A 26147-nucleotide genomic window follows, 5' to 3' on the forward strand; every position below is an offset into this window, starting at 1 on the left:
GGGATGGGCTGGGGGTCGGCTCAGACGGCCTTTTCCAGCGCGGGGACGACCTCGAACAGGTCGCCCACCAGGCCGTAGTCGGCGACCTGGAAGATCGGCGCCTCCTCGTCCTTGTTGATGGTCACGATGACCTTCGAGTCCTTCATGCCCGCCAGGTGCTGGATGGCACCGGAGATGCCCACCGCTACGTAGAGCTGCGGCGCGACTATCTTGCCGGTCTGGCCGACCTGCATGTCGTTGGGCACGAAGCCGGCGTCGACCGCGGCGCGGGAGGCACCGACGGCGGCGCCGAGCTTGTCGGCCAGGGCGTAGAGGAGCTTGAAGTTGTCGCCGTTGCCCATGCCGCGGCCACCGGAGACCACGATCTTCGCGGCGGTCAGTTCCGGACGGTCGGACTTGGCCAGCGCTTCGCCGACGAAGGCCGAGCTGCGGGCATCGAAGACCTCGCCCAGCGCCTCGATGCTGGCACTGCCACCTTCGGCAGCGACGGCGTCGAAGCCGGTGGTGCGCACGGTGATGACCTTGACCGGCGCCGAGGACTGCACGGTGGCGATGGCGTTGCCGGCGTAGATCGGGCGCTTGAAGGTGTCGGCGCTGACCACGTCAACGATCTCGGAGACCTGGTCGACATCCAGCAGCGCGGCCACGCGCGGCAGGTAGTTCTTGCCGCTGGTGGTGGCCGGGGCCAGCACATGGGTGAAGTTCTGGGCGATGGAAACCACCAGCGGCGCGATGTTCTCCGGCAGCTGGTGGGCATAGGCGGCGGCGTCGGCGACCAGCACCCTGGCAACGCCCGCGATCTTGGCGGCGGCTTCGGCCACGGCGCCGACGTTCGCGCCGGCGACCAGCACGGCGATGTCACCGCCGATCTTCTGCGCGGCAGCGACGGTATTCAGGGTGGCGGCAGCCAGCGCGCCATTCGAATGCTCTGCAATAACCAAAACAGCCATCAGATCACCTTCGCCTCGTTCTTCAGTTTCTCGACCAGTTCAGCCACGGACTTGACCTTGATGCCGGCGCTGCGGGCAGCCGGAGCTTCCACTTTCAGGGTCTTCACGGTGGAAGCGGTGGAAACGCCGAGGGCGTCCGGGGTCACCACGTCCAGCGGCTTCTTCTTCGCTTTCATGATGTTCGGCAGCGACGCGTAGCGCGGCTCGTTCAGGCGCAGGTCGGTGGTGACGATCGCCGGCAGCTCCAGCGCGACGGTCTGCAGGCCGCCATCGATTTCGCGAGTGACCTTGACCTGACCGCCAGCGACTTCGACCTTGGAGGCGAAGGTGCCCTGGGCGTAGCCGGTCAGCGCGGCCAGCATCTGGCCGGTCTGGTTGTTGTCGCTGTCGATGGCCTGCTTGCCGAGGATGACCAGCTGCGGCTGCTCCTGGTCGACCACGGCCTTCAGGGCCTTGGCGATGGCCAGCGAGCCCAGCTCGGCGTCGGTCTCGACCAGGGTGGCGCGGTCGGCCCCCAGGGCCAGGGCGGTGCGCAGTTGCTCCTGGGCAGCGCCGGGGCCGACCGAGACCACGACCACTTCACTGGCGACGCCCTTTTCCTTCAGGCGCACGGCCTCTTCCACGGCGATCTCGCAGAAGGGGTTCATGGACATCTTCACGTTGGCGAGGTCGACGCCGGAGCTGTCCGCCTTGACGCGGACCTTCACGTTGTAATCGACCACGCGCTTTACCGCGACCAATACCTTCATTCGATTCTCCTCTTGGTTGCAGGTGCGTAGGGCGAATAACCGTTCGCGGTTATCCGCCGCTTGACCTTGGTCACGCGATGCTCCGAGGTCGGGCCCGGAGCGCCCCGGACAGGCGCTCCGGAATGGCCTCGGCAGCGGGATGGGTTCGCGAGCAAGCTCGCTCCTACGAAGAGCAGGTATCTCCCTGCAGGAGCGAGCTTGCTCGCGAACACGTCACAGGCCGCCCTCAGCCCTCGCCGAGCTGCTCGATCACGCCCTTGGCCTTGAGCTCGGCCAGGCGTGCCTCGTCCAGCCCCAGCCGGCACCTGAGCACTTCGTCGGTGTGCTCGCCGAGCATGGGCGCCGGGCGCTGGTACTGCACCGGCGTCTCGGACAGCTTGAGCGGGCTGCCGACCATCCTGAAGCCGGGGTTGAGGGCGTGGGGAATCTCCACCAGCATGTCCCGCGCCAGCACCTGCGGCTCGTCCAGGGCGCGGCCGATGTCGTTGATCACGCCGACCGGCACCTTGACCGCGTGGATGCGGGCCACCCAGTTGTCGGCGCTGTCCTTGCGGAAGTGCTCGGCCAGCTGGCCGACGATGACCTCGCGGTTGCGCACGCGGTCGGCGTTGCGGGCGAAGCGCGGGTCCCTGGGCAGCTCGGGCAGGCCGATGGCCTCGCACAGGGCAACGAACTGGCTGTCGTTGCCGCAGGCGATGATGAAGTCCCGGTCGCTGCCGGAGAACACCTGGTACGGCACGATGTTGACGTGGGCGTTGCCCTGCCGCCCCGGCGAGCGGCCGGTGGCGAGGTAGTTCTGGCTCTGGTTGCCGAGCATGGCCACCTGCACGTCCAGCAGGGCCATGTCGCAGTGCTGGCCGCGGCCGGTCTTCTCCCGCGCCAATAGCGCGGCCTGGATGGCGACCACCGAGTACAGCCCGGTCATCACGTCGGACACCGCCACGCCGACCTTCTGCGGGCCGGCGCCGGGCACCCCGTCCTTCTCGCCGGTGATGCTCATCAGCCCGCCCATGCCCTGGATAATGAAGTCGTAGCCGGGCTCCTCGGCGCGCGGCCCGGTCTGGCCGAAGCCGGTGATGGAGCAGTACACCAGGCGCGGGTTGAGCTGCGACAGGCTTGCGTAGTCCAGCCCGTACTTGGCCAGCGAGCCGGCCTTGTAGTTCTCGATCAGCACGTCGCATTCGCCGGCCAGCGCGCGCACCAGCGCCTGGCCCTCGGGGTGGCCAGGTTCAGCGCCACCGACAGCTTGTTGCGGTTGGTCGACTGGTAGTACGACGCCTCGGGGCTGTCCGCGCCGTCCGCCGCCTTCATGTAGGGCGGGCCCCAGCCGCGGGTGTCGTCGCCCACGCCGGGCCGTTCGATCTTGATCACCTCCGCGCCCAGGTCGGCCAGTATCTGGCCGCACCAGGGGCCGGCCAGGACACGGCTGAGGTCGAGTACGCGGTATCCGCTCAAAGCACCCATCTTCATATCCTCACTGGCGCGTTCACACGCGCTCGATAACCATGGCGAGCCCCTGGCCCACGCCGATGCACAGGCTGACCACCGCATAGCGTCGACCACTGCGCTGCAGTTGTCGCGCCGCGCTCAGCGCCAGCCGCGCGCCGGAAGCCCCCAGCGGGTGGCCGACGGCGATGGCGCCGCCGTTGGGGTTGACCCGCGGGTCGTCGAAGGCCACCCCCAGGCCGCTCAGGCAGCCCAGCACCTGGGAGGCGAAGGCCTCGTTGATCTCGATGATGTCCATGTCGGCGAGGCCCAGGCCGGCGCGCGCCAGCGCCTTGTTGATCGCCTCGACCGGGCCGACGCCCATGATGCGCGGCGCCACCCCCGCCGCCGCTGCGGAAAGGATCCGCGCCAGCGGCTGGAGCCCATGGCGCTCGCCAGCCGCCGCCGAGCCGATCAGTAACGCCGCCGCGCCATCGTTCACCCCCGAGGCATTGCCAGCGGTGACCACGCCGCCCTCGAACAGCGGCTTCAGGCGCGCCAGCGCCGCTTCGTCGGAGTCCGGGCGCGGGTGCTCGTCCTGCTCGATCACCTTCGGCGGCGTCTTGCGCCCGGTGGGCACGCTCACCGGGACGATCTCGCCAGCGAAGAAGCCCGCCTGGCGGGCCGCCTCGTAGCGCGCCTGGGAGGCCGCGGCGAAGCGGTCGGCCTGCTCGCGGCCGATGCCGTATTCGCGGGCCACGTTGTCGCCGGTCTGCGGCATGCTGTCGTTGCCGAATTCGGCGACGATCCGCGGGTTCGGGAAGCGCGCGCCTATGGTGCTGTCGAACACCGCCAGGTCGCGGCTGTAGGCCGCCTCGGCCTTGGCCATGACGAAGGGCGCGCGGGACATGCTTTCGACGCCGCCGGCGACGAACAGCTCACCCTCGCCGCAGGTCACCGCCCGCGCGGCGTCGATGACGGCGGCCAGGCCGCTGGCGCACAGGCGGTTGACCGTCTGGCCCGGCACCGTCACCGGCAGCCCGGCCAGCAGCGCGGCATGGCGCGCGACGTTGCGGCTGTCCTCGCCGGCCTGGTTGGTGTTGCCGAGGATCACGTCCTCGATGGCGTCGCCCGGCACGCCGTGGCGGGCGAGCAGTTCACGGATGACGTGGGCGGCCAGGTCGTCCGGGCGCACCGGCGCCAGGGCCCCGGCATGGCGGCCGAAGGGGGTGCGCAGGCCGGCGTAGATAAAGGCGTTGAGCATGGAAGTCTCCTTGGATCGGGTAAGCGCCGGGCCTCAGCCCAGCGCGGGCTCGGCATGGCGCAGCGACAGCCCCAGCGCGGCGCGGCGGCGCAGCCAGGGCCGGGGCGGTAGCGGGCATCGCCGGTCAGGTCGGTCATGCGTTCCAGTATCGTCAGCAGCCGCGCGGCGCCGACGCCGTCGCCCCAGGCCAGCGGCCCCTGCGGGTAGCCCAGGCCGCGGCGCACGCCCTCGTCCAGGTCGTCGACGCTGGCGATGCGCTGCTGGACGATGTCGCCGGCCAGGTTGACGATCAGCGCCAGCACGCGCTGGGCGACGAAGCCGACGCTGTCGTTGATCAGCGTGACGCCGACGCCATCGGCGGCCAGCAGCGCATGGGCGGCATCGCGCATGGCCGGGGCGGTCGCCGGGTTCTGCATCAGGCAGCGGTGGCGCTGCAGGTCGAGCAGCGGGTCGATGCACAGGGTGCGCGCCGGGTCGGTGCCGAAACGCAGGCTCGCAGTGGTCGCGTCGATGCCGTAGGGGGCCAGTAGGCACAGCGCCTCGCTGCTCGGCTGTGCGCCCTGCTCCAGGGTTGCGCCAAGCGTCTTCAGCAGCCCGGCGAGCCGTTCGCGATCCTCGTCGTTCTCGGCGCTGAGCCACACCGGCGGCAGCGCCGCCACCCGCGGCACCGGCTGCGGCGCCGGCGGGTCGATCATCCGGCCGTCCTCGTAGCGGTAGAAGCCGCGGCCCACCTTGCGCCCCACGAAGCCGGCCTCGAGCATCTGCCGGGTGAGCGCCGCGGGCCGGTAGCGCGGCTCCTGGTAGAACTGGTTGTAGATGGACTCGATCACCGGGTGCGAGACGTCCAGCGCGGTCAGGTCGAACAGCTCCAGCGGCCCCATGCGGAAGCCCAGGCCCTCGCGCAGGATGCGGTCGATGTCGGCCGGCTCGGCGATGCCTTCCTTGAGCATCTGCAGCGCCTCGGTGCTGTAGGCGCGCCCGGCGTGGTTGATGATGAAGCCGGGGGTGTCCTTGGCGCGGATGCCGCGGTGGCCCATGCGCGCGGCGACCGCCTGCAGGCGGTCGCCCACCTGCGGGTCGCTGGCCAGGCCGTCGATCACCTCGACCACCTTCATCAGCGGCACCGGGTTGAAGAAGTGGAAGCCCGCCACCCGCTCGGGGTGCTTGCAGCCACGGGCGATGCTGGTGACCGACAGCGACGAGGTGTTGGTCGCCAGGATGCAGTCGGCGGCGACCACCGCCTCCAGCTCGGCCAGCAGCGCCTGCTTGGCGTCCAGGCGTTCGACGATGGCCTCGACCACCAGCTCGGCGTCGGCCAGCTCGGCCAGGGAGCCGGCGACCAGCAGGCGGGCCATCGTGGCATCGGCGTCCTCGGCGCTGATCTTGCCCTTCTCCGCCAGCTTGCCGAGGGTGCGCCCGAGGTTGTCGCGCGCCGATTGCGCGGCACCCTCGCGGGCGTCGAAGAGTTTCACCCGGATGCCGGCCTGGGCAGCGATCTGGGCGATGCCGCTACCCATCACACCGGAGCCGACGATGGCCATGCGTTGGATGTCACGCGTCATGGATCATTCCCCCTGGAAGCTGGCTTGGCGTTTTTCGAGGAAGGCGGCGGCGCCCTCCTTCTGGTCCCTGGAATCGAACAGCAGCTGGAAGGCCTTGCGCTCCAGGGTCAGCGCGCTGTCCAGCGGCAGGTCGGCGCCGGCGAGCATCACTTCCTTGATCTGCGCCACGGCCAGCGGCGGCAGCGCGGCGATCTCGGCGGCCAGCGCCAGGGCGCGCGGCAGGGTCTGCGCGTCGCCCACCACCTCGCTGACCATGCCCATCGCCAGGGCCTCCGGCGCCTTGACCAGGCAACCGGTCAGGGCCAGGCGCATGGCCTGGAACTTGCCCACCGCACGGATCAGCCGCTGGGTGCCGCCGGCGCCGGGCATCAGGCCGAGCTTCACCTCCGGCTGGCCGAAGCGCGCCGACTCGCCGGCGACGATGATGTCGCAGTGCATGGCCAGCTCGCAGCCGCCGCCCAGGGCGAAGCCGTTCACCGCCGCGATCACCGGTTTGGGGCAGCGGCCGATGGCCTCCCACAGCAGCTCGGTGTGCCGGCGGTACATCTCGATGGGGCTGGCCTGGGCGAACTCGCGGATGTCCGCGCCCGCCACGAAGCACTCCTCGCCCCCGGTCAGGACGATGGCCCGCACCTGGCCGTCGTCGGCCAGCGCGCGGAAGTGCTCGGCCAGTTGCTGGCGCACGGCGGCGTTGAGGGCGTTGCGGGCTTCGGGGCGGTCGATGCGGACCACCGCCACGCCATCGGCCTGGAGGGTTCGGTGGACCACGCTGGGGTGCTGGGTGCTCATGCTCGTTTGGGCCTCAGTATTGTTTCGTCTGACGAAACTACATTCCGTATTTCAAATTAATCATAGTGATCATCGCTCGACGCTGTAAACGGCATCCGTTCGGATAAGTTATTTTTAACTTTAAAAACAACAAGTTGATAAATGTCTCAGCGACAATTTTACGCAGACCGGAAAACCCTTTATAATTTCGTCTGACGAAACTGAATTTTATTTTATTGATTTTCTCGGAAAAGGGTTCTACCATGCGCCGCAACAAGACGGAGCTGGATTCGGCTGCGCCGACGAAAAACGAAGGTGAGATCGGCCTGTTGGAACGGGGGATGTTCGACCCCGCCACGGCACTGAGCGAGGAGGAGAACAGCGGCCAGTTCGTCACGGCCCTGGCTCGCGGCCTGGAAATCCTGCGTTGCTTCACGCCACGGGAAAACGTGCTGAGCAACCAGGACCTGGCGCGCAAGACCAGCCTGCCCAAGCCGACCGTGACGCGACTGACCAACACCCTGATGCGCCTGGGCTGCCTCAAGCGCGAGGTGCACTCGGGCAAGTACCAGCTGGACGTCGGCGTGCTGGGCTTCGGCTACGCGATGCTGTCGAACCTGTCGATCCGCGCGGTGGCCCACCCGCTGATGGAGGAACTGGCCAACCACGCCCAGGCGGCGGTGGCCATGGCCGCCCGCGACCGCCTGCAGATGGTGTACCTGGACGTGGTCCAGGGCCAGGGGAACATGACGATGCGCCGGCAGATCGGCAGCTACCTGCCGCTGGCGGTGAGCTCGGTGGGCCGCGCGTGCCTGGCGGCGATGCCGGAGAACGAACGGGAGTTCCTGCTCGACCACATCCGCGAGCGCGAACCGGAACACTGGCCGGCCATCCGCAAGGGCCTGGACCGCGCCTTCAGGGACTTCACCGACTACGGCTACTGCCTGTCGATCGGTGAATGGCACCGCGACGTCAACTCCGTCGCCGTGCCCTTGGTACATCCGCAGTACGGGCTGCTGGCCTTCAACTGCGGCGGACCGAGCTTCCAGCTGCCACGCGAGAAGCTCGAGGACGACATCGGGCCCCGCCTGATCAACATGGTCAACAACATAGGTGCCGCCGCTCGCTGATGCTCGGGTGACGGTGCCCTGCCAGACAGGCCCGCCCGGCGGGCCCTTGAGGAGAGCACATGATCCGAGACCCAGAGACGCTGCAGATACTTCTGGATTCCATCCACCAGTTCGTCGACGAGGTGCTGATACCGCGCGAGAACGAAGTCGCGGAAACCGACGCCATTCCCCAGGACATCATCGAGCAGATGCGCGAGATGGGCCTGTTCGGCCTGACCATCCCCGAGGAATTCGGCGGCCTGGGCGTCACCATGGAAGAAGAGGTGAACATCACCTTCGAACTGGGGCGCACCTCCCCGGCCTTCCGCTCCTACATCGGCACCAACAACGGCATCGGCTCCATCGGCATCCTGATCGACGGCACGCCGGAGCAGAAGAGCCACTACCTGCCCAGGCTCGCCAGCGGCGAGCTGCTCAGCTCGTTCTGCCTGACCGAGCCGGACGCCGGCTCCGACGCGGCCTCGCTGAAGACCAGCGCCGTGCGCGAGGGCGACCACTACGTGCTCAACGGCACCAAGCGCTTCATCACCAACGCCCCGCACGCCGGCATCTACACCGTGATGGCGCGCACCAACCCCGAGATCAAGGGCGCCGGCGGCATCAGCGCGTTCATCGTCGAGCGCGGCACCCCGGGCATCTCCCTGGGCAAGCCGGACCACAAGATGGGCCAGAAGGGCGCGCACACCAGCGACGTCATCTTCGACAACGTGCGCGTGCCGGCCAGCCAGCTGATCGGCGGCGTCGAGGGCGTGGGCTTCAAGACCGCCATGAAGGTGCTCGACAAGGGCCGCCTGCACATCGCCGCGCTCAGCGTCGGCGCCGCCGAACGCATGCTCGACGACGCCCTGCGCTACGCCCTGGAGCGCAAGCAGTTCGGCAAGCCGATCGCCGAGTTCCAGCTGATCCAGGCGATGCTCGCCGACAGCAAGGCGGAAATCTACGCCGCCCGCTGCATGGTGCTGGACGCCGCGCGCAAGCGCGACGAAGGCCGCAACGTCAGCACCGAGGCCTCCTGCGCCAAGATGTTCGCCACCGAGATGTGCGGCCGCGTCGCCGACCGCTGCGTGCAGATCCACGGCGGCGCCGGCTACGTCAGCGAGTACGCCATCGAGCGCTTCTACCGCGACGTGCGGCTGTTCCGCATCTACGAAGGCACCACGCAGATCCAGCAGGTGGTCATCGCCCGCAACATGATCCGCGAGGCCACGCACTGAACGACCCCTCGCCGCCCTGCCCCGCCGGGCGGCGAGCCGCAGGCTTACCGATGGGCCGGCAACCCCGGCCCACGAATAAATACAACAGGTAGTTCGCCCATGGAAACCACTGCTTCGACCTCCCAAGCGACCACCCAGAGCAAGACCTGGGTGATCGTGTTCCTGTTCTGCTTCATCGGCCTGCTGATCGACGGCGCCGACCTCATGCTGCTGTCCTACAGCCTCACCAGCCTGAAGGCCGAGTTCGGCCTGAGCAACGTCCAGGCCGGCAGCCTGGGCAGCTTCACCCTGGCCGGCATGGCCATCGGCGGCATCTACGGCGGCTGGGCGTGCGACCGCTTCGGCCGGGTGCGCACCGTGGTCTGGACCATCGTCCTGTTCTCCGTCGGCACCGCCATGCTGGGCCTGACCCACAGCTACTGGCAGTTCGCCGCGGCGCGCTTCGTCGCCTCCCTGGGCCTGGGCGCGCTCTACGTCGCCTGCAATACCCTGATGGCCGAATACGTGCCCACCAAGTACCGCACCACGGTGCTGGGCACCCTGCAGGCGGGCTGGTCGGTGGGCTACATCGTCGCCACGCTGCTGGCCGGCTGGATCCTGCCGAGCTACGGCTGGCGCTACCTGTTCTACGTCGCGATCATCCCGGTCGTGCTGGCGGTGGCCATGCGCCGCCTGGTGCCGGAGCCGGCCGCCTGGGCGGAAGCCCAGGCCGAGCGCAAGCGGCGCAAGGCCATGGGCCTGCAGGAAGTCGCCGAGAAGAAGCCCGAAGGCGCGTTCCGCATGATCTTCGGCGACCGCCGCGCCCGCAGCATGTTCATCTTCTGGTCGCTGACGGCGGGCTTCCTGCAGTTCGGCTACTACGGCGTGAACAACTGGCTGCCCTCCTACCTGGAAACCGAGATGGGCATGAACTTCAAGTCCATGACCGCCTACCTGGTGGGCACCTACGCGGCGATGATCCTCGGCAAGGTCCTGGCCGGCGTCGCCTCAGACTGGCTGGGCCGGCGCAAGGTGTTCGCCTTCGGCGCCCTGGGCACCGCGGTGTTCCTGCCGGTGATCGTGCTCTACCACAGCCCCGAGGCGATTCTCTGGATGCTGGTGGTGTTCGGCTTCCTCTACGGCATCCCCTACGGCGTCAACGCCACCTACATGACCGAGAGCTTCGCCGCCCGCTACCGCGGCACCGCCGTGGGCGGCGCCTACAACATCGGTCGCATCGGCGCGGCCATCGCCCCGGCGGCCATCGGCTTCCTGGCCACCCAGGTGTCCATCGGCGCGGGCTTCCTGGTCATGGGCGCCGCCTACTTCGTCTGCGGCATCATTCCCGCCCTGCTGATCCGCGACAAGCAGTTCGACCCGCAGAGCGAGTGACCTGTGAAAGGCCCGGCGCCGCAACGGCGCCGGGCCCCATGCCGCCAGGCACGGGCATGCCGCCGGCGACTGCCGGCCCCGGCGGCAGCGGCGCTAGGCCCTGGCCCTGCGCAAACGCAACCCGCGCCGGCGTTCCAGCCAGCGGAACATCGCCCAGGCATACACCGACACCGCCAGGAACAGCGCCAGGCGCACGGCGAAGGCGCGGTAGACGTCCTGCCCCGCCGCGCTGTCCTGCACCGACTGGCCGAGCAGGATCAGCTGGGTGGTCAGGCAGCTCATCCAGAACCCCGGCCCCTGCCGCGTCGCCACCACCGCATAGAGCCGGCGCGCCTGCAGCAGGGCGAACAGCAGCACCCAGAGGAAGAACATCCACAGGTGGGCGAACAGGCTCAGGGCGCTCCAGGCGGCTATGGCCAGGGCGCCGGCCAGCAGGGTCGAGCCGATCAGCTCGCGGCCGGCCTGGCGCGCACTGGTCTCGCAGCTCTGCTGGCCGAGGCTGACGGCCTTCATCACCAGCGGCATGAAGCGGTCCGGCGCGATCAGCGCCAGGAGGAAGGCCGGCAGCACGATCAGGGTGGCGCGCAGGGCGATCCAGGCGCTGTCCTCGGCGGCCGGCAGGGCGGCGCCGGTAGCGACGGCGCGTCCGCAGGCTCGGGGAACAGGACGTGCGCCAGGGTCACGCTCAGCGCCGCCAGCAGCATGCCCTTGGCCATGGCCTCGACCACCGCCAGGGCCAGGCCGAAGTCACTGGCACCGGCGGCCGAGACCATGCTCAGGCCGATCACCAGGAAGTTGGCCAGCAGCGCGTTGCCGCCGCGCAGGGCATAGCGGAAGCAGAGGAACAGCCCCAGGCCGACCAGCAGCACCCCGCTGGCCGGGGTGTGCACCAGCAGCGGGATCAGCAGCAGGCCGCTGCCGGCGCTGCACAGCACCAGCAGCGCCAGGGCCGGCGCCAGGCGCAGGGGCAGCGGCTGGCTGCGCAGGGCCAGCAGCAACAGGGCGAAGATCGGCGCCAGGATGGGCACCGGCAGCCCCAGGCCGAAACTGGCCGCCAGGCACGAGGCGGTGCCCCAGGCCAGGCGCAGCGCGCGCCGGCGGCGCAATTCAATAGGCATAGGACACCCAGCTCATGAACCACATGAACAGGCGGCCGAGCAGGTTCAGCGGGTTGCCCTCCCCGGTCAGCGCCATCACCTCGGCCTGGCCCCCCACCCGCAGGTTGGCGCTGTCGGCCAGTTCGTCGCGGTCGAGCTCGACGATCACCGGGAAGCGCTGCGCCGGGCGCAGCCACTCGCGGCTGTTCTGCACCGTCGGCAGGCTGCCCGGCGGCGTGCTCTGGCCGACGCTGACGCCGTAGCCGATGCTGCGCACCCGGCCATGGAAGAGCTCGCCGGGGCGCGCGTCGAGCACCACCAGCACGGGGGCGCCGGGGCGCAGGCGGCCGAGGTTGTTCTCGGTCATGTCGGCGCTGATCCACAGGTCGTGGATGGCGATCAGCGTCATCACCGGGCTGCCGGCGCCGACGTAGTGGCCGACGTCGGTGCGCAGGTCGGTGATCAGCCCGTCCGACTCGGCCCGGACCAGGGTGCGCTGCAGGTCCAGGCGGGCCTTCTCGACGGTGGCGGCGGCGCTGCGCAGCTGGGCGTTGTCGCTGTCCTGGCCGCCCTGCTGCTCGCGGGCCCGCTCCACCTCGGCGCGGGCCGCGGCGACCTGGCTGGCCGCCTGCTCGCGGAGCGCCTGGGCGCTCTCCAGGCGGCGCACCGACACCGTGCCCGGGTCCTCGCGGTACAGCCGCTGCAGGCGCTCGCTGTCCTGCCGGGCCTTGCGCTCGTTGGCCTGGGCCGCAGCCAGCGAGGCCCGTGCGGCGTCGATGCCGGCGGTGTTGGCGCCGATCTGCCGGCGCACCGTGTCCAGGTCCGCCTCGGCGCGGGCCAGGGAGATGCGGTACTGCTCCTGGTCCAGCTCGAAGAGCACCTCGCCCTTGCGCACTTCCTGGTTGTTGCCCACCGCCACCCGCTTCACCTGGCCGGCCACCTCGGCCGTCACCGGCACCACGTAGGCCTGCACCCGCGCCTGCTGGGTGTAGGGCGTGAAGCGGTCGGCCAGCAGGTACCAGGCCAGGCTCAGGACAATCACCAGCATTACCCCACGCACGCCGCGCTCCGGGGCCGGGGCGGCGGGCTCGGGGGCCGGCGGGGCCGGGTTCGCGGGGCTGTCGGTCATGGCGCCTCACCTCGTTCCTGGGCTGTGGGGGCCGGCGCGTCCAGCAGCTCGCCCCAGTCGGTGCGCCCCTGCATCTGCCGGCGGGTGGCCGCGTCGACCAGGGCGCGGCTGTCGTCCCAGCCGCCACCGAGGGCCTTGTACAGGGCCACCAGGCCGCCCACCGCGTTGCCGCGGCTGACCAGGTAGCCGTCCTGCTGCTGCAACAGCAGCTGCTGGGCATCCAGCACCCGCTGGAAGTCGGCGAAGCCTTCGCGGTACTGCGCGCTGGCCAGGTTCAGCGAGCGCTCGGCGGCCTGCGCCGCGTCCTGACGGATGCGCGCGCTGTCCAGGGCGCGGACCAGGCCGCTGGCGGCGTCGTCGGCCTCGCGCGCGGCCTGGCGCACGTCCTGCTGGTACAGCTCGATCAGCTGCTGCAGGCGGGCGTCCTCCACGCGCACGGCATTCCTGCGCCGGCCATGGTCCAGCGGGTTCCAGAGCAGGCTGGGGCCGGCGGCGAGGTCGAAGCTGTCGGGCAGGTTGTGCGCCGAGACGAAGCTCCAGCCGATGCTGCCCAGCAGGCTCAGCGCGGGGTACAGGTCGGCCTCGGCGACGCCTACCAGCGCCGATTGCGCGGCCACCGCCCGCTCGGCGGCGCGGATGTCCGGGCGGCGCAGCAGCAGGCTGGCCGGCACGTCCTGCAGCACCGCGCGGTCGGGCAGCGGCAGTTGGCCGCGGCGCGCGTCCAGCTCCGGCATCGGCCCCGGCGGGCGGCCGACCAGGGCGCAGAGGGTGTTGCGCAGGGCGTTCACCTGGTTCTCGAACTCGGGGATGGTCGCCTGGGTCGCCAGGTACTGGGTGCGCGCCTGTTGCCAGTCCAGCTCGTCGTTCTCGCCATGGCGGAACAGCCGTTCGGTGATCTGGAGGCTGCGCGCCTGGCGCCGGGCGTTCTCCCGGGCGATGTCCAGGCGCGCCTCGGCGGTGCGCAGGGCGAAGTAGGTGTCCGCCACCTGGGCGCGCAGCAGCACCTGGGCGTCGGCGTAGTTGGCGCCGGAGGCGAAGTAGGCGGCGTCGGCGGCCTCGATGGCACGGCTGAAGCGGCCCCAGAAGTCGATTTCCCAGCCGATGTCGAAGCCCGCGCTGGACTGCCAGAACACCGAGTCCTGCGCACCCGGGCCGGACTGGTCGCGCTTGAGGTAGAGGCTCTCGCCGCGCAATTGCTGCAGTTGCGGGTAGCGCCCGGTGCGGACGATGGCCAGTTGCGCGCGTGCCTCGGCCACGCGCAGCCCGGCCACGCGCAGGTCGCCGTTGTGGGCGTCGGCCTCGTCGATCAGGGCCTCCAGGGTGGGGTCGGCGAACACCGCCCACCAACGGCGCAGGTCCGGGCTGGCCACCACGTGGCCGGCCTGCTCCAGGGCCGGCGTGTTCCAGTGCTCCACCCAGGGCGTGGGCGGCGTGCGGTGGTCCGGCCCGACCTGGGTGCAGCCGGCGAGCAACAGGCACAATAGGCTGGCGCGTCGGCCCATGGGCGATTCCCGCCGGGTCAATCCGGCTGCCCGGGGTCGGCCGGCGCGTCCTGTTCGTCCACCCACTGCCAGAACAGGTTGTAGGCCACCGCCAGGATCACCGGGCCGAGGAACAGGCCGATGATGCCCTGCACCACCATGCCGCCCAGCGCGCCGAGCAGCACCACCGGCATCGGCACGTCGACGCCGCGCCCCAGCAGCAGCGGCTTGAGCACGTTGTCGGCCAGGCCCGCGACCAGGCTGTAGACGGTGAAGACGATGGTCGCCAGCGCCACGCCCTGGGTGCCCAGCACGTAGGCGATCACCGGCAGGGTGACCAGCGTCGCCGGCAACTGCACGATGCCCAGCAGCAGCACGACCAGGGCGAGGATGCCCGCGCCCGGCACGCCGATGGCGACGAACCCCACGCCCACCAGCAGCATCTGGATGAAGGCGATGCCGATCACCCCCTGGGCCACTGCGCGGATGGTGGCGGTGCACAGGGTGACGATGCGCGGGCCGCGCTCGGGCCCGGAAACCCGCGTGGCGATGCGCTGGGCCGCGTGGTGGCCGCGCTCGCCATAGGCCATGCAGATGCCGGCGATGATCAGCGCCGCGACGAACAGCAGGAAGGCCGCGCCGACGTTGGCCAGCGCCCCCAGCAGCGCGCGGCCGCTGCCCTTGAGGTGCGGCAGCAGGCGCTGCAGCGCGCTGGTGAGGTCGCCGGAGGCCGACAGCCAGGCCTGGTGCAGGCGCGGCCCCACCAGCGGCCAGCCGGCCACCGCGTCGGGCGGTGCCGGCAGGCTCCAGTCGCCGCTGCGCAGCAGGGCCAGCAACTGCTCCAGCGAGTCGCCCAGGGACACCAGCAGCAGGTAGACCGGCACCAGCAGCAGGGCCAGCGCCAGCAGCACGATCAGCGTCGCGGCGCGGCCGTCGCGCCCGCCCAGGCGTTGCCGCAAGCGGCACTGCAGCGGGTAGAGGGTCACCGCCAGGATCAGCGCCCAGAGCATCAGCTCCAGGAACGGCCGGAACACCTGGAAGGAAAAGGCCACCAGCACGGCGATGAGGCCGGCGCGGATGAACAGGTCGAGCAGGTCCCGCGACAGCCTGCCGTCCAGCCTGAAGCTCGGTTGCATGGTCATGCACTCCCCTCTGTGCCCGCGCCGCTAGTGCTCCCGCGGCAGTTCCGGCGGCATCGCCGGGTCGTCTTCTTCGTCGAAGGTGGCCTCGGCGGGCGCATCGCTCCCTCCACGGTGGAGGTCCGCCAGGCGTCGCTCTTCCTGTTTCTGGTAACCCCGCACCCAGGCCGCCGCCTGCGCCTCGTCCACGCCCAGGGCGAGCAAGGCGCGGCGGGCCATCTCCAGGCTGGAGTGGAAGGTCTCGCGCACCGGGCTCGCCCCCAGGTCCAGCAGCTGCAGCACGTGCTGGCGGTTGCGCGCGCGGGCGATCACCCGCGTGCCGGGATAGTGCCGGGCGATCACCTCGGCGGTGCGCAGGTTGCTCTGCGGGTCGTCGGTGGTGACGATGACCAGTTCGGCCTCGCCCACCCCGGCCGCGTGGAGGATTTCCGGACGCGTGGGGTCGCCGTAGAAGACCGGCACCCCGGGTACCTCGCGGCCCAGGGCCTGCACCGAGGTCTCCAGCGCCACCAGGGGAATGCCGCGGGCCTGCAACAGGCGGGCGATGACGCGGCCCATGCGGCCCATGCCGGCGATCACCACCCGCGGCGCCTGGTCCACCTCCGGCTCGGCCACCGGCGGGGCCCGTACCTCGGCGGCCGGCGCGCGCAGCTGCCGCGCCAGGGCGAGCATCAGCAGCGGCACCAGTGCCATCGACAGGGTGATGGCCAGCACCAGCAGGTCGTGCAGGCGCTGGTCGAGCAGGCGCTGCTCCAGGGCCAGCCTGAACACCACGAAGGCGAACTCGCCACCGGAAGCCAGGACCACGCCCAGGCAGACCGCCCCGGCATGTTCCAGGCCACCCGCCAGGCGCCCCATGGCATACAGCAGCGGCAGCTTGACGGCCACCAGCAGCAGGGTCAGGCCCAGCACCACCCAGGGTTCGCCCAGCAGCAGGCGCAGGTCGGCGGTCATGCCCACGCCGACGAAGAACAGCCCCAGGAACAGCCCCTTGAAGGGCTCGATCTGCGACTCCAGCTCGTGGCGGTATTCCGATTCGGCCATCAGCAGGCCGGCGAGGAAGGCGCCCAGGGCCATGGACACGCCGACGTGTTCCATGATCCAGGCGGTGCCCAGCACGATCAGCAGCGCCATGGCGGTGGCCAGCTCGCGCAGGCCGGGGCCCACCGCCCAGGTGAAGGCCGGGCGCAGCAGGTAGCGGCCACCGAGGATGACCAGGCCGACGCCGGCGGCCACCGCCAGGATCGGGCGCAGCCCGCCGCCGGCGTCGGCGGCATCGCCAGCCGAGGCCCCCAGCAGCGGCACCACGGCGATCAACGGGATGGCGGCGATGTCCTGGAACAGCAGGATGGCCACCGCCAGGCGGCCGTGGGGGCGGCCCAGTTCCTTGCGCTCGGCCAGCACCTGCAGGCCGAAGGCGGTGGACGACAGGGCCAGGCCCAGGCCCAGCACCACCGCCGCCGGCAGGCGCTGGCCGAGGGCCAGGGCGATGCCGCCCAGGAGCACGGCGGTGAGCAGCACCTGCAGCAGGCCGACGCCGAACAGCGCCCGGCGCATGCTCCACAGGCGCCGCGGGGACAGTTCCAGGCCGATGATGAAGAGCAGCATCACCACGCCGATTTCCGAGAGCCGGCTGACGTTCTGCGGGTTGTTCACCAGGCCCAGCACCGAGGGCCCGATGAGGATGCCGGCCAGCAGGTAGCCGGGCACCGCGCCCAGCTTCGCGCGCTGTGCCAGCGGCACCAGCAGGACCACGGCGAGCAGGAAGATCACCGTGGCCTGGAGCAGGCTCCCGTCATGGGGCATGGCTGCGTCTCCCGGCGGGCGTTGGGCTCAGAAGCGCTCGGCGACCATCCGGAACGGATAGGGAGCGGCCTTGTACTTGCCGATCCGCCCGCGCCTGGGCAGCTCGACGACCTCCTCGCGGGTGATGTCCTTGTAGGGGATCTGCGCCAGCAGGTGGCTGATGATGTTCAGCCGCCCGCGCCGCTTGTCCTCGGAGCGCGCCATGTACCAGGGGGCCCAGGAGGAATCCGAGGCGGCGAACATCTCGTCGCGGGCGCGGGTGTAGTCGTCCCAGCGGCCGTAGGACTTCAGGTCCATGGGCGACAGCTTCCACAGCTTGCGGCCGTCGTTGATGCGGTCCTGCAGGCGGCGCGTCTGCTCCTCGGCGCTGACTTCCAGCCAGTACTTGAGCAGGATGATCCCGGACTCGACCATCATCTTCTCGAACAGCGGCACCACGGCGAGGAACTTGCGCGACTGTTCCTCGGTGCAGAAGCCCATGACCCGCTCGACGCCGGCGCGGTTGTACCAGCTGCGGTCGAAGATCACCACCTCGCCGGCCGCCGGCAGGTGCGTCAGGTAGCGCTGGGCGTAGATCTGCGACTTCTCCCGCTCGGTGGGCGCCGGCAGCGCCACCACGCGGAACACCCGCGGGCTGACGCGTTCGGTGATGGCCTTGATGGTGCCGCCCTTGCCGGCGCCGTCGCGGCCCTCGAAGACCACGCAGACCTTGAGCCCCTCGGCCACCACCCACTCCTGGAGCTTCACCAGTTCCACGTGCAACTGCTTGAGTTCGGCTTCGTAGGTCTTGCGGTCGAGCCGCTGCGTTGCGTCGTCCTTCGCGTGTTTCCTGTCTTTCTTGGATTTGGCCATGAGGCCCTCCGTGCGCTGCCTTGGCCCCGTGCGGACGGCGCCCGCTCCTGCGGCGCCCGGTACGTGGGATGTCCTGGCTGAGTATGGATGATCCCTGGCGGTTTGCCGGCGGCCCGGGGGCCTTTTCGAACACTCGCCAGGTCGCCCGGGACGGACCGCCAGGCGGCATCGGGCACGCCGGTGCTTCTGTAATTCGTCGCCTCGCCCGCCTCCGCTCGTCGCCCGCCCTCGCGGCCGCCGGGATTCCCGTGTTTGCTCAATGGACCACTTCGCGAAGGAAGAGCCGCTATGCGACGCCCCACCCTTGTCCTGCTCACCGCCCTGCTCGCCCTGGCCGGCGCCGGCTGCAGCAGCCAGAGCTGCGAACCCGGACAGCCCCGCAGCACCAGCAGCGACACCGAGCGCGACACCCGGCAGCAGATCCCCCGCCAGCAGATCGACCCGCGGGTGCAGTCCATTCCCCGTTACTGAATGACGTAGGGCGCATAACCGTTCACGGTTACCCGCCGCCGTCCGTGCCACCGGGGTGTCCGGCGTGGCCGGCAAATCCAATCGCGGACGGAGTCCGCTCCTACGCCCCTGCATCCTGGAACCGTAGGAGCGGACTCTGTCCGCGATTCGGCGGATAACGCCGTAGGCGTTATGCGCCCTACGGGGAGCCCGGGAGCTTCGCGGTTTCGCATCACGCCGAACGGTCCCCTCTCCCGCTTGCGGGGGAGGGTTAGGGAGGGGGACGGAGTCAGGGTTCGCGAGCAAGCTCGCTCCTACGAAGAGCAGTGCCGCTCTTGCTCTGGTTTTTGGGTTTCCAGAGAAACAACCGAGCGCACCGGAACGCCCCTTCAGAAGGCCGAGCGAAACCCGCGCTCAGGAGGTCATGCGACATGGATGTCGCGAGAGCCCCGATGGGCTACAGGGACGTACCCTCGGGGCGGGCCTCCGTGGCGGGGGAGTTCGTGAGGGTAGCCCGGCTCCATCGGGCCCGTATGTCGGGGCAAGCCTTTTTGGTTACTTTTGTGGCGACTGACAAAAGTGACTCGCCCGAGGGGGCGAAACAAAAAACATCCGAGCACTCGGAGCGGCGCGCTACACCACCCCCCCAAGCCAATTGGGTTATTCCCCTTCGGGCCAGCGCAAGCGCTGTTCGCGATGGAGCCGCGTCCCGCGTTCGCGGGAATGACGAGGTCGGGTTGGGAGCGCGGGACAAGGCTCCGCAAGTGAAGCCATCCCCCCACACCCCCAGCCACCTCACAACCGCCGGCCATTCAGCAGGAAGTGCGACAGCGCCGGGATCAGCAGCAGCGCGCCGAGCATGTTCCAGAGGAACATGAAGGTCAGCAGGATGCCCATGTCGGCCTGGAACTTGATCGGCGACCAGGCCCAGGTCACCACGCCGGCGGCCAGGGTCACGCCGACCAGCGCCACCACCTTGCCGGTGAAGATCACCGCCTGGCGGTAGGCCAGCGCCAGGGAGAAGCCGGCGCGCTGCAGTTGCAACTGCACGCTGAGCAGGTAGAGCGCGTAGTCCACGCCGATGCCGACGCCCAGGGCGATCACCGGCAGCGTCGCCACCTTCACGCCGATGCCGAGGAACACCATCAGCGCCTCGCAGAGCATGGAGGTCAGCACCAGCGGCAGCATGGCCACGAGGGTCGCGCGCCAGCTGCGGAAGGTGATCAGGCAGAACAGGCTGACCGCCGCGTAGATGTACAACAGCATGGTGTGGTTGGCCTGGCGCACCACGCTGTTGGTCGCCGCCTCGATGCCGGCGCTGCCGGCGGCGAGGAGGAACTGGCGGTCCGGCGTGCCATTGGCCTTGGCGAAGTCTTCGGCGATCGCCGTCACCTCTTCCAGGGTCTTCGCCTTGTGGTCCCTGAGGAAGGCGATCACCGGCATCACCGAGCACTCGGTGTTGAACAGCTCCGGGGTGTTCACCGAGGCCTGCTGGGCCGAGTAGTTGAGCACGTCCTGGTTGCGCTGCAGGCTGGCGAACTTGGGATTGCCCTCGTAGGTGCCGGCGGTGATCTGCCGCACCGCGTCGGCCAGCGACACCGTCGCCTGCACCCCGGGGTGCTGCTGCAACGCCCAGCCCAGGCGGTCGGCGAGCACCAGCGTGCGGTAGTTCAGGCAACCTTCGGCCGGGGTTTTCACCATGACCGCGAACAGGTCGCTGGACAGCGCGTAGTGGCTGGTGATGTAGGCGTTGTCGCGGTTGTAGCGCGAGTCGGCGCGCAACTCGGGCGCCCCGGCGTCGAGGTCGCCGATCTGCAGGTGCTGGCTGACCGCGAAGCTGCCGGCGCCGATCAGCGCGGCGCAGGCCAGGGCGATGCTGGCCCAGCGCCGTTCGGTGAAGTGGTCGAGCAGGCTCCACAGCCGGCCCAGGCCCTGCTCGCGGGCCTCCTGCTGCTCCTCGCGCAGGGCACGGGCGGCGGCGCGCGGGCTGACGCCGATGAAGGACAGCGCCACCGGCATCAGCAGCAGCGAGGTGAAGACCAGTACCGCCACGCCGATGCTCGCGGTGATCGCCAGCGCCTTGATCACCGGGATGTCGATCAGCATGAGCACGCCGAAGCCCACGGCGTCGCACAGCAGCGCGCTGACGCCGGCGAGGAACAGGCGGCGGAAGGTGTTGCGCGCCGCCACCAGGCGGTGGGTGCCGCGGCCGATGTCCTGCATGATGCCGTTCATCTTCTGCGTCGCATGGGACACGCCGATGGCGAAGATCAGGAACGGCACCAGGATCGAGTACGGGTCCAGGGCGTAGCCCAGCCAGGCGATCAGCCCCAGCTGCCAGACCACCGCCAGCAGTGAGCAGAAGATCACCAGCAGGCTGCTGCGCAGGCAGCGGGTGTAGAGCAGGATGATGACGAAGGCCGAGACCACCGCCAGGCCGAAGAACATCATCACCCGCAGCAGCCCGTCGATCAGGTCGCCCACCAGCTTGGCGAAGCCGATCACGTGGATGCGCACGGCGCCCTTGCCCGGCCCGCCGGCGTCGAAGGCACGCTGGTCGCCCTGGTACTCGTACTTCAGGCGCAGCGCATCCAGCTCGTGGGAGAACTGCCGGTAGTCGATGCCCTTGCCGGTGGCCGAGTCATGGTCCAGCAGCGGCACCACCAGCATGCTCGAGCGGAAGTCGTTGGCCACCAGGCTGCCGACGATGCCGGCGCGGGCGATGTTCTGCCGCAGCCCGGCGATGCCCGCCGCGTCGCCGGCATAGCCGTCGGGCATGACCGGGCCGCCCTGGAAGCCCTCCTCGGTCACCTCGGTCCAGCGTACTGCCGGCGACCACAGCGACTTCATCCAGGCACGGTCGACACCGGGGCTGAGGAACAGCTGGTCGTTGATCTGCTTGAGCGTTTCCAGGTAGGCGGGGTCGAAGATGTCGCCGTGGCTGCTCTCCACCACCACCCGCACGGCGTTGCCCAGCCCGCGCAGCGCGGCGCGGTTGTCCAGGTAGTTGCGGATGTACGGATGGCTGTGGGGGATCATCTTCTCGAAGCTGGGCTTGATCTCCAGGCGGGTCAGGGCCGTCCAGCCGAGCAGCAGCGTGACCAGGGCGATCAGGCTGACGAACAGGATCCGGTGGTTGAACACCAGGCGCTCCAGCAGGCTGCCGCTGTGCGCGTCGAAATCCCGCAGGTCGTGGATGACGGGCATCTGCCCTTGCTTGAGGTCGACCATGATGAGGCTATCTCTTTTATCTTGTTCTTATCGGGCGGCCGGCAGCGCGCTGCGCTGCAGGCCGCGGCTGCCCACCAGCAGCAGGCTGTCGCCGCTGGCCAGGGCGGCGCTGACCGGCGTGCGCTGGGCCAGTGCCAGGGGCGTGAAGCTGGCGCCGTCGTCGCTGCTCACCAGGCCCTGCCCGGACTGGCTGAACAGGTAGAGGCGGCCATCGTCGGCGAAGCCGGCCGCAGTCAGGCTCACCGGCAGGCCGGTGCTCACCAGGGCCCAGTGCGCGCCGTCATCGACGCTGCGTGCCGCATGGCCGCGCAGGCCGTAGGCGAACAGCAGGCCGGGCTTGCCGACGATGCCGAAGAAGGTGCCCTGGTACGGCGAGTTCAGCGCGACGAAGCGCTGGCGCTGGCGGTCCAGCTTCAGCAGCAGGCCCTGCTCGCCGACGATGAACAGGTCATCGCCCACCGCCGCGATGGCGGTCAGGTGCAGCGATTGCGGGTTGTCGATGCGGTGGTTCCAGGGCGTCCAGCTGAGGCCGCCGTCGGCGGTGTGCAGGATCAGGTCGAAGGCGCCGACGACGAAGCCCTCGCGCGCGTCCTTGAACCAGACGTCGAGGAACGGCTTGTCGGCGCCCTCCTCCTTCATGCGCTGTGCCTGCTCCAGCAGCGGGGCGTTGTCCGGTTGCGGATTGGCCGCGTAGAAGTCCAGCATCAGCTGGCCGATGCGCCGGCCGTCGAGCTGGCGCGTCCAGTGCAGGCCACCGTCGGCGCTGTGCAGTACCACGCCGTCGTGGCCGACCGCCCAGCCGTCCTGCGCCGTCGGGAAGCGGACGGCGGTGAGGTCCGAACTGACCGGCACCTCGGCCTGCTGCCAGCGCTTGCCGTTGTCGTCCGAATACAGGATGTGCCCGCGCTGGCCGACCACCACCAGGCGCTGGCCGGCCCGGGCGATGGACGCCAGCGGGCTGCTCTGGGCCAGCGTGGAACGCTGCGCCGGCAGGTCCAGCACGTCGACGTACTCGTCGGCCCGGGCCACGCCGGCCAGCAGCGCCAGCCCCAGGCCGGCGCAGGCCAGGCTGGGCATGAAGGGAAATCGCATACCGCTACCTCATCAGATGGAAGGCGGCGGCCCGTGCGGGCCGCCGCTGCCGGGCCCGGCGCGTCAGCGAATGCCGCTGCCGGCCAGGGCCTCGGGGGACCACTGGGTCTTGGCCAGCGGTTCGATGTAGTTGATGCCGCCGTAGGGCCCGACGATGCCGTTGATGTTGTAGCTGCCGGCACTGAGGTCGTAGATCATGAACGGCGTGGCGTCCGGGATCTGCTTGTCGTAGCTCTGGCTGAGGAAGGCGAAGGAGCCGCGGTACAGCTGGCCGCGCGCGTCGTACTCGTCGGACGCCAGGGCCACCCAGCTGTCCTCGTCGAGGTAGAAGCGGCGCTTGGCGTAGATGTGCCGCGCATCCGACTTCAGCGTGCCTTCCACCACCCACACGCGGTGCTTCTCCCAGCGCACGTAGTCCGGCGCCAGGTGGTTCGGCGTGACCACCGGCTTGATGTCGCTGGCGTAGGTCAGGCGGTAGGTGTTGTAGGGCACGATCATTTCCTGCTTGCCCAGCAGCTTCCAGTCGTAGCGGTCCAGCGCGCCGTTGAAGACGAACACGTCGTCGTAGGTGCCGGCGCCGGCCATGCCCGGGTTGGGGGTGTCGTAGGCCAGGTTCGGCGCCAGCTTCACCCGGCGCTGGCCGGGCAGGTACTGCCAGGCGCGGCGCGGCTGCTGCAGCGGGTTGGCGGCGTCCTTGAGCATCATCGCCTCGCCGGCGCGGCGCGCGGGGCCGGTGTAGTAGAGCTTCATCTGGTAGTAGACCTCGGTGCCCTTCACCGGCTGCGCCAGGTCCTCGTAGATCGGGTAGTTGATGAAGGCCTGGCCGGTGGTGGCGAGGTTGGCGCTGCCGGCGGCGTCGACGTTCCAGGAGTCGTACTTGGCCTTGATGTTCACCCCCTGGTAACGCAGCAGGAAGTTCCACATGGCCTCGGCGCCGCTCTTGGGAATCGGGAAGGGTACGCCCGGCAAGGCATTGTCGATGGCCATGCCGCCTTCCAGGGCCTGGGTGGCCACGGCGTTCTTCTTGCTGTTTTCCAGCACGGCCTGGGGCAAGGCGGCGCTGCGGTGGGTCGGGTAGACGTCGACGCGGAAGCTCGGGTAGCGCTTGGCCAGTTCCAGGGTGGTGGCGCTGAGCTGGGCCTTGTACTGCTCGGCGTTCTTGCCGTCGATCACCAGCAGCGGCTTGTCGCCGGCGAAGGGGTCCGGGCGCATGCTGTCGCCGGGCTTGAAGCCGGCCGGGGCCTGGGTCAGGCCGCCGCTGTAGGCGGGAATGGCGCCGTCGGCGCTGGCGCCCTTCTCGGCACCGACCGGGGTCAGGCTGGCGCCCAGCTGCGCGGCCTCCTGGGGGGAAACCGCGGCCAGCGCCGCGCCGCTCAGGGCCAGGCCGAGCGCCGTGGCCAACAGGGAAGGCTTGAGGTTCATGGGGTGTATCTCCTGCTCCGCTCACGGAGCCGTACGTGAATTCAGAAGGTTGCCTTGAACGAGGCGGTGACCATGCCGCGGTCCTTCAGCAGGGGCGCGAGGCCGGCCTGCGAGGTGATCTGCCCGGGGATGCACTGGTACAGGCCGTTGGCGCCGGGGGTGTTGTTGTCGCGGCCGGTCTCGCAGGTGTCGAAGGGACCGAAGGCGTCGACGTACTTCAGGTCGAAGCGGTACTTCTGGTGGAAGTCCGCGGCCACGCCGACCGAGTAGCTGCCGGCATCCTCGTTGCCGCCCAGCTGCACCGCCGAGTTGCCGTGCAGGCCGACGTTGTAGGCCATCGGCATGGACAGGTCGACGCCGGGGAAGGCCTGGTACCAGGTGGGGGTGAAGCTGGCGGACATGGCGTAGGCGTTGGGGGTGACCTTGTCGACGCCGCGGTAGCTGGAGTCGCCCTTGAAGGTCTGTTCGCCCTCGGTGACCTTCACCAGGTGCGTCAGGGTGCCTTCCAGCGCCAGGCTGGAAGCGTCCCACAGCGGGGTGGCGCCGAAGGTCACCAGGCCGTTGAGCACCACGTGGAAGGTCTTGCCGCGGGCCAGGCCGGTATCGCCGTCCGAAGGCCGCTCGCCGATCAGGTTGGCGCCGTTGATCAGGCCGCGCTGGGCCGCGGCGTAGAGCGTCGGGTTGATGGTGGTGAAGTTGCTCGCCAGCGGCATGTTCTCGCGGTAGTTCAGGTCCAGGCCGACGCTGACCGGGCCGATGTTCTTCGACAGGCTGATGCCGTAGATGTCGATGTCGTCGGCGTAGGCGGTGAAGTAGTTCATCCCCGGCAGGCCGGCCAGGCCGGGCCGCTGCAGGTTGGGCGCATCCACCAGCACCGCCGGCAGGGTGTCGGAGGTCTTGCGGTAGTAGAAGCCCAGGGTGCCGTCGAGCCACTCCGGGCTCCACTTGGCCATCAGGCCGAAGTCGCCGGTGTTGCTCGGCGTGGCATCGTGGCCGCGCGGCGCGCCGTAGTAGGCCGCCGAGGCCGGGATCGGCAGCCAGAAGACCTTGCCGCCGTCGTTGAGCATGTCGTACGGCCCCATGTAGGTGCCGCCTTCGGGGAAGCGCGAGTTCTCGAACTCGAGGAAGTACTGCGCCGCCAGGGTCAGCTCCGGGTTCACCGTGAGCGACATGGACAGCTGGTTGCGCGGCATGAACAGTTCCTTGGCCTCGGTGCCGGGCACGTTGTACAGCTTGCCCAGGTCCAGGGCCGACTGGCCGTAGTTGATGCCGTTGGCGGCGCTGAACAGCGTCTCGCCCCAGTACACGGTGTGGCGGCCGAGCTTGCCGCTGAGCAGCATGCCGTCGCCGACCTCGTGGCTGGCGAAGACGAAGGCGTCCAGCAGCTCGCCCGAGGGCCCGTTGTAGTAGCGGTCGGCGAAGCCGTTCAGGCCGCTGGTGGCCGGCTGCGCGCCGGCCGGTGCGAGCACCCTGCCGCTGCCGTTCACCAGGTGGCCGGCGTTGGCGCGCTGCCCGGGGAAGGCGTTGCTGCCGCCGACGTGGTCATAGGCATGGTCGTACCAGCCGGCGCCGCTGAGGCGGAAGCCCATGCTGTCGCGGTAGACGAAGTCCAGCTCGCTGAGCAGGTCGAAGCGCTGCGTCACCGCACTGCCGACGCCGAAGTTGCGGTCGCCGTCGTTGACGTTGGCGGTGTTGGCGATCTTGCTGTTCTGCCCTTCCACGCGCTGCCCGTAGCTGAGCTTCACGGTGTTGTCGAAGCGCAGGCTGATGTCGGGGTTGCCGGTATCGATCTCCACCGCCTGCACCAGCGGGCTGCCGATGCTGGCGAGGATGGCCGAGGCCAGCAGGCAGCGGCGCAGGGGCCGTGCCGGGTACTTCTGATTGTGCATTGGATTGCTCCGTTTCTTGTTGTTGTCGGCACGCACTTCAGGCTCGTCTTGCGGCCCTTTCTTGTTCACGCCCCGGAACCTGCGGGCGAGGCACGGCTCCGGCGGCGGGCGCCGGCGCCATGAGTC

At 69.8% G+C, this 26147-nt stretch carries 17 protein-coding genes and 3 pseudogenes; 4 read left to right on the plus strand and 16 right to left on the minus strand.

From position 1 onward, the window contains the following. Nucleotides 1–20: 20 nt before the first annotated feature. From PKO50_RS18520 to PKO50_RS18545, 6 genes and pseudogenes are all read right to left on the minus strand, one after another. Entirely contained in the window at nt 21–950 is a 930-nt protein-coding gene (locus tag PKO50_RS18520; protein ID WP_275626882.1) for an FAD-binding protein, read from the minus strand. Continuing rightward, on the minus strand, nt 950–1699 hold the full coding sequence (locus PKO50_RS18525; RefSeq protein WP_275626883.1) for an electron transfer flavoprotein subunit beta/FixA family protein: 750 nt from the start codon (nt 1697–1699) through the stop codon (nt 950–952). The genes PKO50_RS18520 and PKO50_RS18525 overlap by 1 nt, the downstream gene beginning before the upstream one ends. A 226-nt stretch (nt 1700–1925) precedes the next feature. Next, nucleotides 1926–3163: pseudogene (locus PKO50_RS18530) on the minus strand (CaiB/BaiF CoA-transferase family protein). Between the two features lie 22 nt (nt 3164–3185). Then, complete coding sequence (locus tag PKO50_RS18535) at nt 3186–4388, minus strand: 3-oxoadipyl-CoA thiolase (RefSeq protein ID WP_275626884.1); 1203 nt, start codon at nt 4386–4388, stop codon at nt 3186–3188. 33 nt (nt 4389–4421) lie between these two features. Continuing rightward, a pseudogene (locus PKO50_RS18540) lies at nt 4422–5950 on the minus strand (3-hydroxyacyl-CoA dehydrogenase). Between the two features lie 3 nt (nt 5951–5953). Continuing rightward, nucleotides 5954–6739: an enoyl-CoA hydratase gene (locus tag PKO50_RS18545; RefSeq protein ID WP_275626885.1), complete on the minus strand. Its 786-nt coding sequence runs from the start codon at nt 6737–6739 to the stop codon at nt 5954–5956. A gap of 320 nt (nt 6740–7059) precedes the next feature. On the opposite strand from PKO50_RS18545, the gene PKO50_RS18550 reads away from it, so the two are divergent. The 3 genes from PKO50_RS18550 to PKO50_RS18560 all read left to right on the plus strand — a co-directional run bounded on the left by PKO50_RS18550 (nt 7060) and on the right by PKO50_RS18560 (nt 10433). Continuing rightward, on the plus strand, nt 7060–7848 hold the full coding sequence (locus tag PKO50_RS18550) for an IclR family transcriptional regulator (RefSeq protein WP_256596019.1): 789 nt from the start codon (nt 7060–7062) through the stop codon (nt 7846–7848). 59 nt (nt 7849–7907) lie between these two features. Next, nucleotides 7908–9062 carry an acyl-CoA dehydrogenase family protein gene (locus tag PKO50_RS18555; RefSeq protein WP_275626886.1) on the plus strand — a complete coding sequence of 385 codons (1155 nt, stop codon included), beginning with the start codon at nt 7908–7910 and terminating at the stop codon, nt 9060–9062. A gap of 99 nt (nt 9063–9161) precedes the next feature. After that, nucleotides 9162–10433, plus strand: coding sequence for an MFS transporter (locus PKO50_RS18560; RefSeq protein WP_275626887.1), 1272 nt, complete (start codon nt 9162–9164; stop codon nt 10431–10433). Between the two features lie 93 nt (nt 10434–10526). On the opposite strand, the pseudogene PKO50_RS18565 reads toward PKO50_RS18560, so the two are convergent. The 6 genes and pseudogenes from PKO50_RS18565 to ppk2 all read right to left on the minus strand — a co-directional run bounded on the left by PKO50_RS18565 (nt 10527) and on the right by ppk2 (nt 17937). Next, nucleotides 10527–11551, minus strand: a pseudogene (locus PKO50_RS18565) (DUF2955 domain-containing protein). Beyond that, on the minus strand, nt 11541–12659 hold the full coding sequence (locus PKO50_RS18570) for an HlyD family secretion protein (RefSeq protein WP_275626888.1): 1119 nt from the start codon (nt 12657–12659) through the stop codon (nt 11541–11543). Before PKO50_RS18570 ends, PKO50_RS18565 begins: the two are co-directional and overlap by 11 nt. Continuing rightward, nucleotides 12656–14161 (minus strand): TolC family protein, encoded by a 1506-nt coding sequence (locus PKO50_RS18575; RefSeq protein ID WP_275626889.1) that lies wholly within the window; start codon nt 14159–14161, stop codon nt 12656–12658. Before PKO50_RS18575 ends, PKO50_RS18570 begins: the two co-directional genes overlap by 4 nt. 17 nt (nt 14162–14178) lie before the next feature. Continuing rightward, a complete protein-coding gene (locus tag PKO50_RS18580; RefSeq protein ID WP_109932904.1) occupies nt 14179–15276 on the minus strand; it encodes an AI-2E family transporter in 1098 nt (365 codons plus the stop codon). A 30-nt stretch (nt 15277–15306) separates the two neighbouring features. Continuing rightward, entirely contained in the window at nt 15307–17085 is a 1779-nt protein-coding gene (locus PKO50_RS18585) for a monovalent cation:proton antiporter-2 (CPA2) family protein (RefSeq protein WP_275626890.1), read from the minus strand. A gap of 27 nt (nt 17086–17112) precedes the next feature. Then, nucleotides 17113–17937: a polyphosphate kinase 2 gene (ppk2, locus tag PKO50_RS18590; protein WP_275626891.1), complete on the minus strand. Its 825-nt coding sequence runs from the start codon at nt 17935–17937 to the stop codon at nt 17113–17115. A gap of 288 nt (nt 17938–18225) precedes the next feature. Between ppk2 and PKO50_RS18595 the strand changes: the two genes are divergently transcribed. Next, a complete protein-coding gene (locus PKO50_RS18595) occupies nt 18226–18408 on the plus strand; it encodes a hypothetical protein (protein WP_275626892.1) in 183 nt (60 codons plus the stop codon). A 774-nt stretch (nt 18409–19182) separates the two neighbouring features. Here PKO50_RS18595 and PKO50_RS18600 read toward each other — a convergent pair. The 4 genes from PKO50_RS18600 to PKO50_RS18615 form a co-directional block, all read right to left on the minus strand. Then, nucleotides 19183–21618: an MMPL family transporter gene (locus tag PKO50_RS18600; RefSeq protein ID WP_275626893.1), complete on the minus strand. Its 2436-nt coding sequence runs from the start codon at nt 21616–21618 to the stop codon at nt 19183–19185. 27 nt (nt 21619–21645) lie between these two features. Then, the gene (locus tag PKO50_RS18605; RefSeq protein WP_275626894.1) at nt 21646–22710 is read right to left on the minus strand and encodes a YCF48-related protein; all 1065 of its coding nucleotides are present in this window, start codon (nt 22708–22710) and stop codon (nt 21646–21648) included. A gap of 63 nt (nt 22711–22773) precedes the next feature. Next, entirely contained in the window at nt 22774–24132 is a 1359-nt protein-coding gene (locus PKO50_RS18610; protein WP_109933054.1) for a DUF1329 domain-containing protein, read from the minus strand. Nucleotides 24133–24173: 41 nt separating this feature from the next. Further along, nucleotides 24174–26021: a DUF1302 domain-containing protein gene (locus tag PKO50_RS18615; protein WP_275626895.1), complete on the minus strand. Its 1848-nt coding sequence runs from the start codon at nt 26019–26021 to the stop codon at nt 24174–24176. Nucleotides 26022–26147: the final 126 nt, after the last annotated feature.

Source organism: Pseudomonas sp. 273 (assembly GCF_029201425.1).
GTDB lineage: Bacteria > Pseudomonadota > Gammaproteobacteria > Pseudomonadales > Pseudomonadaceae > Pseudomonas > Pseudomonas delhiensis.

Excerpts from the sequence above, each read along its gene's own strand:
- PKO50_RS18520 (WP_275626882.1), bottom strand. The coding sequence starts at position 950 with ATGGCTGTTTTGGTTATTGCAGAGCATTCGAATGGCGCGCTGGCTGCC.
- PKO50_RS18615 (WP_275626895.1), bottom strand. The coding sequence starts at position 26,021 with ATGCACAATCAGAAGTACCCGGCACGGCCCCTGCGCCGCTGCCTGCTG.
- PKO50_RS18600 (WP_275626893.1), bottom strand. The coding sequence starts at position 21,618 with ATGGTCGACCTCAAGCAAGGGCAGATGCCCGTCATCCACGACCTGCGG.
- PKO50_RS18595 (WP_275626892.1), top strand. The coding sequence starts at position 18,226 with ATGCGACGCCCCACCCTTGTCCTGCTCACCGCCCTGCTCGCCCTGGCC.
- PKO50_RS18550 (WP_256596019.1), top strand. The coding sequence starts at position 7,060 with ATGTTCGACCCCGCCACGGCACTGAGCGAGGAGGAGAACAGCGGCCAG.
- PKO50_RS18605 (WP_275626894.1), bottom strand. The coding sequence starts at position 22,710 with ATGCGATTTCCCTTCATGCCCAGCCTGGCCTGCGCCGGCCTGGGGCTG.
- PKO50_RS18575 (WP_275626889.1), bottom strand. The coding sequence starts at position 14,161 with ATGGGCCGACGCGCCAGCCTATTGTGCCTGTTGCTCGCCGGCTGCACC.
- PKO50_RS18545 (WP_275626885.1), bottom strand. The coding sequence starts at position 6,739 with ATGAGCACCCAGCACCCCAGCGTGGTCCACCGAACCCTCCAGGCCGAT.
- ppk2 (WP_275626891.1), bottom strand. The coding sequence starts at position 17,937 with ATGGCCAAATCCAAGAAAGACAGGAAACACGCGAAGGACGACGCAACG.
- PKO50_RS18555 (WP_275626886.1), top strand. The coding sequence starts at position 7,908 with ATGATCCGAGACCCAGAGACGCTGCAGATACTTCTGGATTCCATCCAC.
- PKO50_RS18580 (WP_109932904.1), bottom strand. The coding sequence starts at position 15,276 with ATGCAACCGAGCTTCAGGCTGGACGGCAGGCTGTCGCGGGACCTGCTC.
- PKO50_RS18570 (WP_275626888.1), bottom strand. The coding sequence starts at position 12,659 with ATGACCGACAGCCCCGCGAACCCGGCCCCGCCGGCCCCCGAGCCCGCC.
- PKO50_RS18525 (WP_275626883.1), bottom strand. The coding sequence starts at position 1,699 with ATGAAGGTATTGGTCGCGGTAAAGCGCGTGGTCGATTACAACGTGAAG.
- PKO50_RS18560 (WP_275626887.1), top strand. The coding sequence starts at position 9,162 with ATGGAAACCACTGCTTCGACCTCCCAAGCGACCACCCAGAGCAAGACC.
- PKO50_RS18610 (WP_109933054.1), bottom strand. The coding sequence starts at position 24,132 with ATGAACCTCAAGCCTTCCCTGTTGGCCACGGCGCTCGGCCTGGCCCTG.
- PKO50_RS18535 (WP_275626884.1), bottom strand. The coding sequence starts at position 4,388 with ATGCTCAACGCCTTTATCTACGCCGGCCTGCGCACCCCCTTCGGCCGC.
- PKO50_RS18585 (WP_275626890.1), bottom strand. The coding sequence starts at position 17,085 with ATGCCCCATGACGGGAGCCTGCTCCAGGCCACGGTGATCTTCCTGCTC.